Source organism: Pradoshia eiseniae (assembly GCF_002946355.1).
Taxonomy (GTDB): Bacteria; Bacillota; Bacilli; order Bacillales; family Pradoshiaceae; genus Pradoshia; species Pradoshia eiseniae.
This window is the reverse complement of the sequence record NZ_PKOZ01000026.1, coordinates 1-16,147: the sequence shown is the minus strand read 5'-3', so window position 1 is coordinate 16,147 and position 16,147 is coordinate 1. Positions and strand designations below refer to the sequence as shown.

At 41.5% G+C, this 16,147-nt stretch carries 20 protein-coding genes; 3 read left to right on the top strand and 17 right to left on the bottom strand.

Annotated features, from left to right (window positions below):
• Window positions 1-155: 155 nt before the first annotated feature.
• The 6 genes from CYL18_RS18510 to CYL18_RS18485 form a co-directional block, all read right to left on the bottom strand.
• Window positions 156-659, bottom strand: a complete 504-nt coding sequence (locus tag CYL18_RS18510; protein ID WP_104850941.1) for a DUF2716 domain-containing protein — start codon at window positions 657-659, stop codon at window positions 156-158.
• 121 nt (window positions 660-780) lie between these two features.
• Window positions 781-1,155, bottom strand: coding sequence for a YciI family protein (locus CYL18_RS18505; RefSeq protein ID WP_104850940.1), 375 nt, complete (start codon window positions 1,153-1,155; stop codon window positions 781-783).
• A 252-nt stretch (window positions 1,156-1,407) separates the two neighbouring features.
• On the bottom strand, window positions 1,408-1,788 hold the full coding sequence (locus CYL18_RS18500; protein WP_104850939.1) for a VOC family protein: 381 nt from the start codon (window positions 1,786-1,788) through the stop codon (window positions 1,408-1,410).
• A gap of 157 nt (window positions 1,789-1,945) precedes the next feature.
• Window positions 1,946-3,193 (bottom strand): polysaccharide deacetylase family protein, encoded by a 1,248-nt coding sequence (locus CYL18_RS18495; protein ID WP_104850938.1) that lies wholly within the window; start codon window positions 3,191-3,193, stop codon window positions 1,946-1,948.
• Window positions 3,194-3,309: 116 nt separating this feature from the next.
• A complete protein-coding gene (locus CYL18_RS18490; RefSeq protein WP_407984660.1) occupies window positions 3,310-3,795 on the bottom strand; it encodes a CcdC family protein in 486 nt (161 codons plus the stop codon).
• Between the two features lie 149 nt (window positions 3,796-3,944).
• Window positions 3,945-4,652 (bottom strand): cytochrome c biogenesis CcdA family protein, encoded by a 708-nt coding sequence (locus CYL18_RS18485; protein WP_104850937.1) that lies wholly within the window; start codon window positions 4,650-4,652, stop codon window positions 3,945-3,947.
• Between the two features lie 301 nt (window positions 4,653-4,953).
• Between CYL18_RS18485 and CYL18_RS18480 the strand changes: the two genes are divergently transcribed.
• Both CYL18_RS18480 and CYL18_RS18475 read left to right on the top strand, forming a co-directional pair.
• The gene (locus tag CYL18_RS18480; protein ID WP_104850936.1) at window positions 4,954-5,568 is read left to right on the top strand and encodes a Type 1 glutamine amidotransferase-like domain-containing protein; all 615 of its coding nucleotides are present in this window, start codon (window positions 4,954-4,956) and stop codon (window positions 5,566-5,568) included.
• 222 nt (window positions 5,569-5,790) lie between these two features.
• Entirely contained in the window at window positions 5,791-5,970 is a 180-nt protein-coding gene (locus tag CYL18_RS18475; protein WP_330847613.1) for an aspartyl-phosphate phosphatase Spo0E family protein, read from the top strand.
• A 122-nt stretch (window positions 5,971-6,092) separates the two neighbouring features.
• Here the strand turns inward: CYL18_RS18475 and CYL18_RS18470 are convergent, their stop codons facing one another.
• The 7 genes from CYL18_RS18470 to CYL18_RS18445 all read right to left on the bottom strand — a co-directional run bounded on the left by CYL18_RS18470 (window position 6,093) and on the right by CYL18_RS18445 (window position 12,410).
• Entirely contained in the window at window positions 6,093-7,886 is a 1,794-nt protein-coding gene (locus tag CYL18_RS18470) for an ABC transporter ATP-binding protein (RefSeq protein WP_104850935.1), read from the bottom strand.
• A gap of 165 nt (window positions 7,887-8,051) precedes the next feature.
• Window positions 8,052-8,735 carry a DUF421 domain-containing protein gene (locus CYL18_RS18465; RefSeq protein ID WP_104850934.1) on the bottom strand — a complete coding sequence of 228 codons (684 nt, stop codon included), beginning with the start codon at window positions 8,733-8,735 and terminating at the stop codon, window positions 8,052-8,054.
• Window positions 8,736-8,813: 78 nt separating this feature from the next.
• Window positions 8,814-10,568, bottom strand: coding sequence for an ABC transporter transmembrane domain-containing protein (locus CYL18_RS18460; protein ID WP_104850933.1), 1,755 nt, complete (start codon window positions 10,566-10,568; stop codon window positions 8,814-8,816).
• A 340-nt stretch (window positions 10,569-10,908) separates the two neighbouring features.
• The gene (locus CYL18_RS18455) at window positions 10,909-11,226 is read right to left on the bottom strand and encodes a hypothetical protein (protein WP_161497169.1); all 318 of its coding nucleotides are present in this window, start codon (window positions 11,224-11,226) and stop codon (window positions 10,909-10,911) included.
• Window positions 11,227-11,322: 96 nt separating this feature from the next.
• A complete protein-coding gene (locus CYL18_RS18450; protein ID WP_104850931.1) occupies window positions 11,323-11,553 on the bottom strand; it encodes a hypothetical protein in 231 nt (76 codons plus the stop codon).
• 403 nt (window positions 11,554-11,956) lie between these two features.
• The gene (locus CYL18_RS19320; protein WP_161497168.1) at window positions 11,957-12,094 is read right to left on the bottom strand and encodes a hypothetical protein; all 138 of its coding nucleotides are present in this window, start codon (window positions 12,092-12,094) and stop codon (window positions 11,957-11,959) included.
• Window position 12,095: 1 nt separating this feature from the next.
• Entirely contained in the window at window positions 12,096-12,410 is a 315-nt protein-coding gene (locus CYL18_RS18445) for a hypothetical protein (protein ID WP_104850930.1), read from the bottom strand.
• A 766-nt stretch (window positions 12,411-13,176) separates the two neighbouring features.
• Between CYL18_RS18445 and CYL18_RS18440 the strand changes: the two genes are divergently transcribed.
• Complete coding sequence (locus CYL18_RS18440) at window positions 13,177-13,734, top strand: hypothetical protein (protein WP_236636524.1); 558 nt, start codon at window positions 13,177-13,179, stop codon at window positions 13,732-13,734.
• Window positions 13,735-13,809: 75 nt separating this feature from the next.
• Here CYL18_RS18440 and CYL18_RS18435 read toward each other — a convergent pair whose 3' ends face one another.
• From CYL18_RS18435 to CYL18_RS18425, 4 genes are all read right to left on the bottom strand, one after another.
• On the bottom strand, window positions 13,810-14,604 hold the full coding sequence (locus CYL18_RS18435) for an alpha/beta fold hydrolase (protein WP_201741319.1): 795 nt from the start codon (window positions 14,602-14,604) through the stop codon (window positions 13,810-13,812).
• Between the two features lie 100 nt (window positions 14,605-14,704).
• Window positions 14,705-15,178 (bottom strand): GNAT family N-acetyltransferase, encoded by a 474-nt coding sequence (locus CYL18_RS18430; RefSeq protein ID WP_104850927.1) that lies wholly within the window; start codon window positions 15,176-15,178, stop codon window positions 14,705-14,707.
• A complete protein-coding gene (locus CYL18_RS19650; RefSeq protein ID WP_269089203.1) occupies window positions 15,178-15,309 on the bottom strand; it encodes a hypothetical protein in 132 nt (43 codons plus the stop codon). The genes CYL18_RS18430 and CYL18_RS19650 overlap by 1 nt, the downstream gene beginning before the upstream one ends.
• 355 nt (window positions 15,310-15,664) lie before the next feature.
• Window positions 15,665-15,886, bottom strand: a complete 222-nt coding sequence (locus CYL18_RS18425) for a hypothetical protein (RefSeq protein WP_104850926.1) — start codon at window positions 15,884-15,886, stop codon at window positions 15,665-15,667.
• Window positions 15,887-16,147: the final 261 nt, after the last annotated feature.

Here is a 16,147-nt window from a genome sequence, read left to right as displayed (position 1 = left end):
TTTAGGACACTTTCATCGTATCAAGAGGTCTTTTTATGCTCAAATCTCATTTTCATTCATTACAGGAATGCTGCCCCGTTAGCTACATAGCAAAAAAGAGCTGATTACAGCCCTTGATTAGGGAGTAATGCCCCGTTAGTTAAACAAGGTTTACATTATCCCTGACGTAATATCTTTTGAAACATTCTTGGTTTATGTTTTCCAAAACCTTTAATCAAATCTTTTCCAAAAATAGTGATGCTTTCTTCCCAAGGGTGTCCTAATAATCCCCATTCAAAATCCTTATGAATAAAAAAGTAATAATCACTGTTTGGAAAAATAGGTACTATCCATTCATCAAATTCACTTTTAGGAAACTCCATACGGGGGTTTATCCAATAACTTGGATGTTGCCAATCTAACGCAAACATATATTCATCTTTTTGTGTGAGTTCTTGAAAAACAAGTAATGACTTATCCTCTAAATCATCGTAAATCTCATCATAAGTATCTGAATCTCCGGACCAATTTAAATACGGGGATACATCATATGTGATAAATGGATATGGCACTTTAAAAGATGGAAACTTTGATATGCTAGGTTCAAAAGTAAATTCAGCATATATCCTATCCCATACCTCTTTATATTCTATTTTAGATAATTCAATCCAATTTTCCATTTGAATAGCCACCTTTACAATGCTTTTAATGCGGGGTATTATATCATTTATTGTTCAACTAAACTGCCTCGTTTGCTCAATAAGAAGAAAGCATTCCTCGTTAAAGGAATGCAAGGTTAATTTACTCACCCTTTTCGCAATAGTGTACTGGCCTAATTTCAATCCTCCAGCCTAATTCCTCTCCAGCATCCAACTGTATGGTCGGATGTAAAGAAGCGATGCGTATTGCTTCTTCCATATCATTTGCCTCTATTAGGAACACACTACCTATTCTCTCGTCGAACTCGACAAGAGCGTTGTCTAATACCTTTATATTTCCGTTCTCACGACGCAAGGATATAACTTCTGTTTCCACACCAATATCCATCATCACTTGACCACTCATATAAAATTTTTCAAGGTGGGGGCTACATTGGCTCATAATAGCTTCGATTTCATCTTTCGGGAGAATATTCATTTTCTCTGGACTTAAGTATCCAAAACACAAGAATTTCATCTTTGATCTCCTTTTAATTGGATTTTAGCTTATCAATGATTCTTGTACACTAAGAATTTCTACAAATTTTAAATAATTCCTTCTTGAACAAACATGCCCCTTTAGTTGAAGAAGGTATCTCCATTTAATGGTATTACAAATTTGATTTTTCCCTTATTATAGAAAAGTAACAATCTATGTGAATACAGCCAAATAAAAAGGCCACCAGCATTTGGCAGCCTTATCTATAATTCAAACTTCATTGTTTAGGAATTACTTTTTTTCCATTACGGCAAAATAATTTTCTTCATTATCTGCAAAGTTAAATACTCTACCAGAAGGCATATTAACAATGTCTCCGACTGTTATATTTTTATTTGATAAGTCACTGTGTAATTCTTCGAGCTTCTCCGTGAAAAACATTAAGGAAGGAGTATCAAGATTTAATCCAGGAGACATTTTTGACACGAAATCCTTATCGTGCAGAATGATGCTTGTTTCTACACCATTTTTGGGAGCAATTTCAATCCATCTCATTCCCTGAGAGCTGCTTTCTTCAGCAATTACGGTAAAGCCTAATTTTTCTGTCCAAAATTCCACCGCATCATCTTGGTTATTGACATACAACATAATTTGACCTAATCTACTAAACAAATACCTTTCACTCCCTTGTAAGAAGAATATTCTCCCACCTAAAGTTAGTATTCGTTGTTAGTAGGTTAAAGTCCTTCTTCCGCTAAATGCACCGTTAGTTAAAAAGTTATCTTTTATACTCCGAAGCAGCAATACATACGAAAACATCCTTTTTTAGTTAATCCTCATAAGCATCCACGCCAAGCATATCATCTAATTTTACCATCTCATATCCGCTGCTGAGCAAGTAATCAAGAATTTTCGGTAGTGCCTCTGCTGTCTTTTTCTGTTGGGCATTACTGTGCATTAAGATAATGTCACCCCCGCGTACATAGCGCCTCACATTTCCGGTTATTTCATCCGCTGTTTGCACGGACCAATCAAGCGTGTCAACTGACCATATAACCGTATGTGTCCCATTTTCTGATAGCATCGGCAGCATTTTGCCGTTAATTTCTCCATAAGGGGGCCGAAAGATGGCGGGAGCCTTCCCGATAATCGCTTTTATTTCACGGGCGGATTCGTCTATTTGATTATGAATTTGTTCATCGGTTAAATTGGCAAGGGGCACATGATCGTAGGAATGATTGGCAATCAAATGGCCATTATCATAGGCTTCTTGGACGATTTGAGGATAGGCTGCAGCTTGGCTGCCGAGGAAGAAGAAGTTTGCTTGTACGTTATATTCATCGAGGATATCGAGGATTTCTTCTGTTACTCTTTGGTCTGGACCATCATTAAATGTCAGGGCGACCTGCTTGCGGTTTAGGCCGTTGGAGGAAATCGATAGAGGATTTTGCTGAATGAATGCTTCCATTTCTTTTCGCCACTTATTCATGCCGTTTTGAGCGGGCTCTGTCAAAGCAGATGAATCTCCTTTGATTTTGAGAAAGTACTCCCCCCTCTCCTTCAATTTACTGCTATAGACAGATTGATACAAGGCACGGTCTTTCTCTTGGTCAAAGAGAATGCTTAATTCATGCTTGCCTGTTCGGTAAATAAATGTCGTCTCCCACTTTGTCTGCCGGATTTCAGCGGGCAGGCCAAGCTCTGCTAAGACGACCGAAGTTGACAGCTCCTGAACCTCAGGTGCTTCATTTCGCAGCTCAAACACACCTGCCCGGTTATAGCCAATGGTGATCTGTCTGCTTGAATAAAAAGCGTAGTAAGAGCCATCTTCAAAGCTAGTTTCGCTCGGCTCCCCCCAGCTCTTAACAATCTGCTCAATAGATAAATCACCCAGACGCAGCGGCACGCCCGCCATGCCCCCTTTCTCCGCCAACACAAGACTATGACTGAGGTCCAGTTTCTTTACTCCAACTGATATAGTGGCCTCCCCGGCAGGAATATCAATCGACATAGCCATTCTAATTGGCAGTATACATAATCCCCCGACCAAGCAGATGCACACCCATTTCGCCTTCATTACTCACACCCCTTCCATGCTGTAATGAACCACCTTCCTACATGTGTATGCAAGCTAGCTGCACGATATCGTTTTTCTCAACAAAAAAACCGGAGTCCAGACTCCGGTCGATCTAATCACAGGGCGATAGGCTCATGAGGTTTATTCAAATTCCGTTCCAGCTTCTTATATTGGTAATACATCGCTACTCTCCAAGGAACAATCATTGAGAAGGCAATGAGGAAAAACATGCCCCCTATCTCACCGACATCAATGGAAGAGCTCAATATAAACTTAAGCAAAGTACGTACGACAATCAAGCCCAGTAAAACGAAGACAAATGCCTTTGAACGCTTTATATAAATCTGCTCGTCTTTAATTTCAAAGCGAGAGGTCATGATCAAGAAAATAGAGAAAAACATTCCCAGCAAAATGGCTTCAATGATTTCAGTTCCGCTCAGGCGAAACGGTTCAAACACATACATAAGCGCACCTGTACTCATAAAAAACGGCGGTAAGATAATTTTCTTCACTGTTGCTGGTTTCTTTGACGCTTTCATCCGTATGGCGAATACACCAAGTGCCATCAAAACGGCAGCAATCGTTGATACAAAAAGTATCATATTGATCATTCCTTTATGTTGATTTCAAACTCACGCTCTTCTAGTTCAGTAGAGCGGTATTCTTCATGCGCCAGCATGGCAGTTATTTCCTGCTATTTCTCTATCATAAATCATCGCGAGCAATAAGGAAAGCGCTATCTCCCGATTGTCTAGAATCCAACCCATCCTCCAAATAAGGCAATAAAATAGGAAGTAATCATCGTCATCCAATCAAAGAAAAGGATGATGCCCATAAGAATCATGATATATCCCCCCACCTTCATCACCTTGGCTGAATTCCGCTTAATCCATCCCATTTTTCCGATAAAGAAGGACATGATGATGAATGGTATCGCGAACCCAAGAATATAAGCAATCATGTATAGCATGGCTGAGTTCGGGTTAGTCGCGGCCATTCCCAGCACAACCATCAGGATCGGACCTGTGCATGGCGTCCAACCAGCCGAAAACGCCACCCCAATCAGCATTGAACCGATATAACCGCCCGGCCTATTCTTGAATTCAATCCGGCGTTCCTTCATCATGAAGGACGGCTGGAACACCCCAATAATGATTAAACCAAAGAAAACAATGACGATGGCCCCAAGCTGACGAATCGTATCAGCGTAAGTCAAAAAGAACTGTCCTATCAATGAAGAACCAAATCCTAGCGCAATAAATATACTCGAAAACCCAATCAGAAAGAATATGGTATGTAAAATGCTCCTCCTCTGAAGCATGGCATTATCCTTTTTCATCTCTGATACGGACATGCCTGTTATGTATGAAAGGAAAGCTGGATAAAGAGGAAGGCAGCATGGTGAAATGAAGCTCAAGAACCCAGCTCCAAAAGCAAGAAATAAATTGATATCTTCCAAAAATAATACCCCCAATATGACAAACTGCACACGTTCCCATTTTAACAGATACTCCACTATATGGTAACTGCATAGTCTCCGATTTATGTATTTTCTGATATTTTGCCCCCCTATTCTACTCACTGCCGCTTGGGGACGTTTATCATTTCTTCATCTGACAAGTATTAGCTGTCGCATATCTCTCTGCCATTAAAAGCGAATTTTTTATTAAAGAAAATAATTCTTCTGAATACAACCGATAAATATGTTAAAATATGGTCTACCCGATTAAAGCAATCGGTCGAGAAGAACGGTGATTCTTATGAGTAAATTCTTTTTGACCTCCAACGGTTTCAGCACAGAGGAAATCAAAGCAGCTTTTTTGAAAAACCTTTACGATACTCCTAATAAACTTAAGGCAGCCATCATCACAACGGCTTCTCCCCTAAAAGAACGAAATAAATATGCTCAAAAAGCGATGGACGATTTCAAGACAATGGGATTTATGTTCATTGATTTCGTTGACTTAGAATACGACAATCCAGCCATCCTTTTCGATTATGATGTTATCTATATAAATGGGGGCAATCCATTTCATTTACTACTTCATATTCAGATGAGCGGCTCCGAGGAGATCTTTAAGCATTTATCCAAGCAAAAAACGGTATTTGTCGGTTTCAGTGCCGGCGCGATGATTCTAGGTCCGCATATTCAGCTGGCACGGTTTTTCACACCAAGGATGAATAGCCTAAATCTGCAAGACCTAAGCTGTTTACCTCTGTTAGACACCATCGTATTCCCCCATTACGATAGAGAGGATCTTTTTAAAGATGACTCAGGCAAGACGATTGAAGAAAGATTATCCGAATTCGAGAAATCTCATCACTGTATGGTTCATCGGTTAAAAGATAATCAATTCACTTTATTAGAGGCTTAGCCAGTTATCAGGGGTCGTTCATCATTCAGCTTATACGTTCCCTGGCAGCTGCAATTAACGATATACCGAAACAAAGTTCAACGCAATATTTCTATTGTAGTATAAAAAACAATCCATTAGACTATGGCGATTTAATATTTCACAAAATAGATAGTAATTTAGTTACACACCATCTGTAAATATATGTTATAATTTTGTAAACATATACATAGGAAAGGAAAAATGATGATGGATAGAGATCAATTAGAAACTAAAATCGAGTCAAAACGCGCTGAACTCGTGAACACCGCCATGAAATATGGCTTATCCTCAAAAAATACGATCAGGTACAGCCAAGAGCTTGATATCCTTTTAAATGAATACATACCCCTCCAATACCACTTACAAAAGAAAATGGCTTAAATTTAGGTTTTTTAAACTCCAGATGCCTCAACTATCTAACTAATTCAACCGAGTACAAACGATAAAAGATCACAATCCCTGCTTATCGAGTTTGGCAGTAGTATTGTGATCTTTTTCAGTACTTAGCTTACTTCATGAGCAATCTCTTCGCCCAAACCGTTTTGGAGGAGATACATTTTATAATACAGCCCTTTTTGAGCCAATAGCTCCTGATGTGTGCCCCGCTCAACGATTTCCCCTTGATGGAGAACAAGAATGAGGGCCGCATCCTGTATCGTAGAGAGACGATGGGCGATGGCAATCGTCGTCCTTCCCTTCCTCATTTTGGCCAATCCCGCTTGGATGGCTTCCTCTGTTTCCGTGTCAATATTGGCTGTTGCCTCATCAAGGACAAGGATTTTCGGATTCCTCACAATCGTTCGCGCAAACCCGATCAATTGGCGCTGTCCGCTCGAGAAGGTGGAGCCCCGCTCAACAACCAGATCTTCATACCGATGCGGCAGCTTCTCAATAAAGCTGTCCGCTTGGACAAATTTAGCCGCTTCCATGATTTCCTTATCCCCAATATCCCTGCTGTGCAGCCGGACATTGTCATTTACGGTCCCGTAAAACAAAAAGGCATCCTGCAGGACAAGCCCCATCCTCTCGCGCAATTCCTTCATCGGATATTCCTTGATGGAAACCCCGTCAATGAGAATATCACCTCTTTCAAACTCATAAAACCGCATTAGGAGATTAATAATCGAGCTTTTGCCGCTCCCTGTATGCCCAACGAGAGCCACCGTTTCTCCTGCTTGCGCTTCAAAGGAAATATGCTTCAGCACATCCCGTTTCCCGTCATAGGAGAAACTGACATCACGGAATTCAATCCTTCCTTCCTTAATGTGCGCATCCCTCTCCTGCATTGGCTTTGGCGCCTCCTCTTCTTCATCCATGACGGCAAATACGCGGGACCCGGCGACAATGGCTTGCTGGTAGATGGAAAGCCGCTGCATCACATCATTGACCGGCTCAAAGAAACGGTCGATATAATTGACGAATGCATATAAAACCCCGATTTCGATAGGTGAGTCCATTGATGTGATACCGAAAAAGGAAAGGATGAGAACAAGCGCGAAAGTATAAACCAAATCGATGGCAGGCCGTAATAATAAACCGTCCACCTTGATGTTACGCATTCCGGCCATATAATGCTTTTCATTGATTTCCTCAAATTCTGCCCGCAGTCTCTTCTCCTGGCGGAAGACCTGGATGATAGACATTCCTTGTAAGGATTCATTCAAGTTGGCATTGAGCTGGCTCAGCCGTTCACGTAAATCCTGATAAAAACGGCTGCTTAATTTCCTGTACAGGCTCATCAATCCATAGAGAATCGGCAGGATCAGCAGGCAAAAGAATGCCAGTCTAACATTCAGGATAAACATCGCGATAATGGTACCAATAATAAAGAACCCGCTTGAGATGAAAGCGGAGATAACTCCGACAAACATCTCCTTAATGGCCTCAGTGTCATTCGTGATGCGTGAAACAATGGCTCCGGCAGGCGTCCGGTCAAAATAGCGCATCCCAAGCTGATGAACCTTGGAAAACACATCAACCCGGATCTGCTGAATGATGGCAAGCGCGATTTTGTTAAAGCTGAATATCTGAAAATATTGAATGGTAACCTTGGCCACGATCAAGAAGAGATACCCTCCTGCAAGCCATAGGACCGGACGTGCGGTAATATCACCTGCAGTTAAATAATCGTCTATAAAAATCTTCACCAAGACAGGTCCCGTGATATCAGCGGCTGTCGCCAGGAATAATAGCAGAAACGCCACAGCGATTTCTTTCTTATGCGGCTTGGCATACGATAGCAAACGGAATAAAACAGCCTTTTGCTCCTTGCCTGTCAATGCCTTGTTCGTTTCCATCCTTCGCACCCTCCTCTTTTGTGATCGACATTTTTATCTCATTGACCAATCCTATTAAAGCAAGGAGATTAAAATCATTGCTCTTAACCTAGAATTCTATTGAATGCCCAATCACTTACTTTTTGATGGGGAAGGCGATCCACTCCTTAACCTTCCCATTAACCATTATTTAGCGGACACATAAAAACCGCTATTTTGATCCCATTCAGCATAAAATATCTCTTTCTCATCTCCGTGCCCGCTTTTTTTCAGCTCCTGATACATCCAATCTTCATCAAATCCGGCCTCGTACAAGGATTTTCTCATTATTTTCCCATCTATAATGAGCGGAATTGGCAGCGTAATTTTTTTGCCAGATAGATTTAAATCCTCCATCGTTGGATTTCGATGGCTGGCCTTTAACGCCACACTTAACATTCCATCAGGCTCCAATAAGCCAAATTCGACTTCTCGCACTGAAAAGATGCCTTGCTTCCTCAATAGGCTCATGACTTGATTGACATCTAATCTCGCTTTTCTGATTTCCTCCCGGTCCAGCTGGCCATTCTGGATGATGCTATATGGCCTTCCCTGCAGAAATTGCCTCAGCCTCGGAAATTTCCGCGAAACCGTCTGGATACCAAGCATGAAAAGCGTCCATAAGCTGACAGCAAATAAGTATTCGAGGATGTTCTCATTCTTTTCATAGATGATATGACCTAAAAAATCGTCCAATAGTAAAATAAACACAAAATGAATCGAGGTTAATTGAGATACCCCAATTCTTCCCGTAATGGCAAGCACGATAAATAAGCTGATAAATCCGATAACAATTTTTAAGGCAATTAACCCAAAACTCACCTCATCCACAAGTGTATCCTCCGAGCTATGAATAAAATCTATAGCTCCATTATGTTATCAGTTGGGAATAAATATACCATTTGGCTGTCACTTGCTGCTGCCGCCCTGTTCAACCAGCTCTTCTAATTGCTGCTGATTATACATATCACGATACCAGCCATGCTCTTTCATCAGCTCCTCATGCGTTCCGCTCTGGATGATTTTGCCCCCCTCCATGACAATGATTAGATTGGCATGCTGGACAGCACTAAGGCGATGAGCAGTGATGATCGTCGTTTTCATCGCGCGTACCGTTCTCAAGTTTTGTAGAATAATTTCCTCTGTTTTCGCATCAACAGCAGAAAGGGAATCATCCAAGATAAGAATCTCAGGGTCCATAATCAAGGCGCGCGCAATGCTGAGCCTTTGCTTCTGCCCGCCAGAAAGCGAGACGCCCCGCTCCCCAACAATCGTGGCATAGCCATCTGTAAAGCCTAAAATATCGTCATGGATGTTTGCCAAATAAGCTGCCCGCTCAATATCTCCTTGACTGGCTTCTGGTGTGGCAAAGGCAATATTTTCACCGACAGTAGCTGAGAATAGGAAATGATCCTGAGGCACATATCCAATCGCCTCACGCAAGCTTGCGAGAGCATAATCACCAATAGAATGTCCGCCAATGCGTATATCTCCATTCATTTCAGTAAATTCGCGTATCAAAAGCTTCAGCAAGGTCGTCTTTCCAGATCCTGTCCTCCCGACAATTCCTAATGTCTCCCCTTTATGAATCGTCATATGGATATCACGCAGGGCTGGCGCTTCCTCATTCGGATAAGAAAATGAAATCAATTCATATTCTATATCCCCGCTAGCTCTTTCCTTGATGGCATGATCCTCATCAATGATTTCCGGCTCCTCCTTCAATAAGGCCATAATCCGGTCATAGGAGGCATTGCCGCGCTGGACGATATTGAATAGCCAGCCAAATGCAAGCATGGGCCAAATCAATAAACCTAAATAGGTTGAAAAAGCGACGAGCTGGCCAATCGTTAAGCTTCCGTCAAGCACAAACTTCGCCCCGGCCGCGATCGTTAAGAAATAAGATAACCCTGCCATAAGACCAATCGTCGGGTCATATAAGGCATCAATCCTCGCGACGGCAATATTCTTATTCACCACATCTCCTGATGACGCTCGGAAAGACTCTACATCTTCTTTTTCTTGGCCAAACGTCTTGATTACCTTTATGCCTGTCACGCTTTCCTGTGTTTTATCATTCAAATCGGAAAAGGCTGCCTGGGCATCCTTGAACCGCACATGGATGAGCTTCCCATAATAGCTCGTCGAGATAGCGATGAAAGGCATTGGGAGCAAGCTTAAAAGGGTCAGGCGCCAGTCTATGAAAGACATGGCAATAATGACAAACCCGCCTGTGGACAAGGAATCCACAAGGGTAAGGACCCCATTGCCGGCCGTTTGCTGGACGGCGCTCAAATCATTCGTTGCATGTGCCATTAAATCCCCAGTCCGCTTTCTTTGATAGAAGGACGTTGGCATATTCGTGAAATGCTCATACAGTCTGCTTCTCAGCTGCCTGGCTAATTTCACTGCCGAACCATATATCTTGATGCGCCATAAATAGCGGAACACATAGGCAAGAATGGCCGCAATGACTAATAAGCCTATCCACGCAAATAAGGCTTTCCCCGTTACCGCCTCTTCATTAATCAGGTCAACGACTACCCCAATGACATACGGCGGCACGAGCTGCAGCACTGACACAAACAAGAGCAAAATAATCCCGATTATGTATGACTTCTTTTCCTGCTTAAAAAACCAGCCTAGCTTACGAAAGATCTCCATAAGCCCCCCTCTTTTCTCTCTATATTTGGCTTAATAAGTGTAGCAAATTGAACGGTCTATATATAGATTATTTTAAACGTTCTGAAAATATATTGGCTAGTTTATTGTTTCGAGGATGAACTTATTTATGTAAAACGCCCGTAAAGTCTATTCGCAAGGAATGTTGCCAGTACATAAATCAATATTTGTCTAAACTTTTTGGATTAGATTAGTTGAAGGTGATGATGACAGGCTAAGCAAGCATCCCCTAAAATCCGTGAATAAGTAGAAATGTATGCCTGTATGTATGAGCAAACGGATTGCCAGCAAAAAAGCATCGACCTGTTGTCGATGCCCTGATTCACTTCTTTATTTTTGTCAGGTCAAACTGGGCGATGCGTTCGTCCCCCAACCAGACTTCGATGGTCGCATCCAGCGCATGGGTTTTCAAAAGGGTTAAATCATCCTTTGAAGGAAGGGGTACCACTTCTGGGGGGCCTTCTTCATACCCTACATCAAAATGCAGATTGTATTCACAAATTTCGTTTGGTTCCATCACCGCGTGATAGGACTCCCCACTCCCAAGTCCTGGTCTTCCGATTTCCTCTGGACCAAACAAGTTAAACCCCATCACCTTTTCAGACACCTTTACCAAAGGTTTATGCGGCACAATCTTCACCCTGATTTCTTTTCCTTCTTCAGCCTTCCCTAAAGGCTTTTTTCCTGTATTCTGGAGAAGCACCGTGTACATAAGGGCGGTGGGCACGACTTCTTCTCAAGCCTGCTCGCCTTTTTGCAGTACCATCGCGCCAACCTCGCTTTTATCATTCGTCAGTTCGGCTTGGGCTTTCACGAGTGTCACACCTTCTGATGACGGTGTCGTGCAGGCACTCAAGAGTCCTGCCAGAAGCCCCATCATCAGGACGCCTACGCCTCCATAAATACCGATTATGTATGACTTCTTTTCCTCTTTAAAAAACCTGCCTAGCTTACGAAAGATCTCCATAAGCCCCCTCATTTCTCTCTATATTTGGCTTAATAAGTACAGCAAAATGAATGTTATCTATAAATTTTATTTCAACTGTTCCGAAAATATATTTCCCAGTTTATTGTTTCGAGGATGAATGTATTTTTCAGAAACGCTCGTAAATTATTCATCCGTTGTTTGGCTTATAATGAAAGGCACTTTTGTTAGGATAGTTGCCAATGCATTAATAAAAAATAGAGCCAGCCATTTTCCCGGATTAAATTAACATGTCCTTTTGAGCAATAAAGAATATCTATGCACCTAATTAAGGAGGTCTGGCTCACGAAGCTATAAAAAACTTTCACAATTTAATAGGTGAAGTTTTTTAAGATTACATTGATCAAAGAATGGAAGTATATTTTTAGGAGCAATTAAAAATTCCTTAATACTGACGTTCCTCTTTGCGTTCCTTTTCAACCGCCTCTATCAAGAGTTCCCAAAACTTTTCCTGGACGTGCGGATCAGCGGTTACCTTTAAAATAATCGACCTCATCCATTCATACGAATCATTCCTTCGCATTCTATACTCCCCTCTTCCTTGTGTTCATTCGCTTGGACAGCTTTTTGATGAACTGGTTCGGATGAAAATTGCTGAGTTCCCGCAACACCTTTGCTGCCACCTCTTCATTAGTCAGCGCCGGATTCTCGTGCAGGTATATATTTACGAGACCGGTTATTCCCTTATAATCAAGCTCGCTCACTTGGATAATTCTTTCGGCTAGACGGATATTCTCCGGAGAATCCGATTTTTGTATATTTAAGGACAACGAATACGCTGCTTCTTTATTAAATTGTCTCAGGGCAGATTGTTCCTGTAATCCTCTCTTAGAATCCATATCTATCAATCTCCTTTTTTGATTTTGACTCTGTTAAAGTTTGGTGTTGATATCTTAGCACCGTTGATTGAAGTGGAAGGTGGCTGACTCCTGCGGGATCAGCGGACAGGGGGAGACCCCACAGACGCTGAAAGCGTCGAGGAGGCTCCCCGACCGCCCCGCGGAAAGCAGCCACCTGTAACGAAAATCAACATTTATATTTAACAGAGCCTTGATTTTAATAAAAGTAAAAAATCAGCTGATTATCATCAAATGTGCGTTTTCTATCTGTGATAATTTGGGTATAGATGAACGACACAAAACAGGGGATTAAATACATGATGACCCTCCCCCTGTATCCTAAAGCCAGCCAACTTAAGTCTAGTCTACCAAAAAATGTCTGACATTCAATGTACTCGAACAATTACTAGAAAGATAAAGGGTAAGAACGCTCAAAGGGGAGAAGGAAAATGAATAAGAGATTTGTAGTCACACTCCATTGTGCAGACTGCAAGAAGACTGTATGGATCAAATCTACAGGATTCATCGCTAAATCTGTCTACTGTCCTGATTGCTCAAGATTATTGTGCGAGGGGAAATTAGATGCCGTCCAAAGCTCATATATGAATAACGAAAAGCACCTGATATAAAGGTGCTTCTTTTTATGCTTTCTTTAAGTGATGTCTAATCTTTACACTCTCTGGAGGCTTACTACATCCCTTTGATTAAAGTTTTTTTAGGAGGGTAGTAGTAGAGAAGCTTCAAGAACACGCAAAAAGGGTGTGAAATGATGTTTGGATTAGCCGATTTACTATCCCTGGCCATATCGGCCTTTATCATCCTGCCGGTCGTTATCTTTCTGCGCGAGAGCGGCTATTTGGTGGTCAGCTGGTTATTTGGCGTCATTCATCCAAGGCTCACGATTGGCACTGGACCGCGAATTAAAAAAATCGGCATGCTTGATATCCGGAAATATTATCATGTATACAGCTGGTTCTCTTATGATGATCTAAAATATAAAAATCGGTTTGTTTATATTTGTATTTATGCCGGTCCCATTCTCGCCAATCTGACAGTAGCGCTTGCCATCAATACAATGATGGCCAACGGATTATTGGATGAATACTATACATTTTGGGATCGCTTTATCTTCTACTCCTTTTATTACATCTTATTTGACGCAATCCCTATGATAACAGTCAACGGGAAGCCCAATAATGGGATGATTATTTATGAAATGCTTCGATATGGAAAACGAGTAGATTATAATAACGAGCCTTTCCTCCCATCAACCGAAACAATGGAGCAGGAGTATAAAGAGCTAAAGAAAACACTGAAGAAGTAACGAGCAAAACCGCATCAGCAGAAATCAGCAGGCCGGCTTATGTTCCCTTATTACCCGGAGCATAAGCCGGCTTCTTCAAGTTAGCTCACCCTCAATAAATCGATGGACCTCATGATTGAATCTATCCCGCTCCTCCCAAAAACCTCCATGTCCGCTATAATAAAGCGGCACGAGGATAGAATGCCTGATCGATTGCTTCATTTCATCTGCCTGGGCAAAAGGAATGACTTGGTCATGAACACCATGAACAATCAAGGTCGGCGCTTGTACTTTCTGCAGATCATCATAGAGCGTCTCATCTCTCAGCATCTTGATGACTGCTGCAGTAGACCAACCTGATGCCTCCAATCCCAAATGAAGGAACCATTCTTCGAAGGGTCTCGTGATAAATTGGAAGAAAAAGCTTTCTGCCACTTCCCTCATCATTTTTGGCCTGTCATTGGATGCCAGGTTTAAGAAGTGCTCAGCTGTTTCTGCTGTAAAACCTACAGGAGCGGCCGCATCGACAAGAACCAGCTTCGACACCCCAAAGCCTTGATGTCTTGCCATATACCGAATCGCAATCGCACCGCCTGTGGAATGGCCTAAAAGCACAAAATCATCTAATTGTAAGGCCTCCACGACAGACCGTATATCATCCGCCAATCGGGAGAAGTGATAGCCGTGTATAGGTTTGTCCGACTTCCCAAATCCTCTCCAATCCACTCCGACACAGCGATAGCCTAATGACGAGAATACATTAAACTGATATTCAAATTGTTTATGACTTAGCGGCCAGCCATGCAGAAACAGGATGGTCCTCTTGCCTTTAGGATTAAGATCCTCCACATATAAATGTACGTCTTCTTCGACCCTCACATAATAGCCCAACATCGATTCCCCCATCTGAATGATTTACGAATACCTTATTCATTTGCTGGGGAATACATGTGTATAATCACTTCATTGCCTTTTATTCGGAAGACTTCCTTTACACCTTCAGCTCAGGCCCACTATCTTGGCATACCCACTCATATTGAATATCCGGCAAATTCTCTTCATTTTCATGCCCTCGCCCGATGATGACGAAGCCATTCTTTTCATAAAAACGCTGAGCCGGTTCATTTACTTCAAACGTATATAGCCTCAAGCACCCGCAAGATTGAGCCTTTGCTTTATTGACCAATGCCTGGCCAATCCCCATGCCTTGATAATCCACATGGATATACAGTTGGTTAATCTCTTTAGCATCAAAGGCAATCATTCCAACAACTTTCTTCTCCATGACCGCCAAATCAATTTGGTATTGTTTCGGTAATAGCTCATTCAAGAAATACAGATGGCTTTCATGATCATGAATCTCTTTTTGCCCTATCGCTCTTTCCTTGCTGTCTCTCCACATGTTAATGGTCTCGACAGCATATTGAGGATGGTACGGAATAATCGTAAATGGCCGCTTCATCATCATAGCTCCTTCGATTTTCCCTCTAAAACACTCATTCTTTTTTCGAGTTCTTTTACTTTATTATTAGCAGTCGATGCAGTCGATAAAGCAATAAGTGCGAAAAAAAATCCCATATATCCAAAAGCATCCACAAAAATCCCTCCTAATTTAAATCGTCAACATATAACGCTAAATTATATGATTTTGCAACTCTTCTGCACGTTTGTTAAATAAGCTACTTCAATCTAATCGTACCATAAAATAGATATAAACCGCCTTTTATTATAAGGCTGTTTTCGTAAGGATTGTTGCTATTGATTAATACTTGTTTTAGATATGAAAATAGCCACTCCCAAAAAGGAAGTGGCATTACTTGTTATTGGACTAACGCGCCTGTTTGTGTAAGTACGTTTCTTCACAAACTTACTTCATATATTACAGGATGCTGCTCCTTTACTTCTATAAGATGTTCAACCATTTACTTCTGAATTACACCACTCTTTAATTTCACTTCTTCTTAACAATCACAAATATACCTAATCCTATTACTATAATAAGTAAACTCCATATAAAATCAGGTACTCCAACACGCATCTCTACCTCCGCATCAGGTGTTACAGCATAAAAAACAATATCCATAATATTACCCGAAAAGGCATATACCGTATGAACGATTACTCCTGTAATAATGGCTTGTGCTATAAGAAAATAGCCTAATAAATCTTTCATATTCTTCTCCTTTTCTTAATCATAAAGGTGTTTCAGCAAAGTGAAGACTATTTCTTATTCAACTTACCTACCCCGATAGAGGCATAAGAAATACAACAGAAAAGGGCATCAATCCTTCTCAGAACGATAGTGACCCATTAGTTATTGATATATACGCCTTTAAGTATTGTCTTATTCCGCTAACCTCCCTCAATATACAAAGCGAAATCTCTCGATTTCTCCTGTTTTCATAGAATTACTTAGTCGTTTAATATCGTTTGG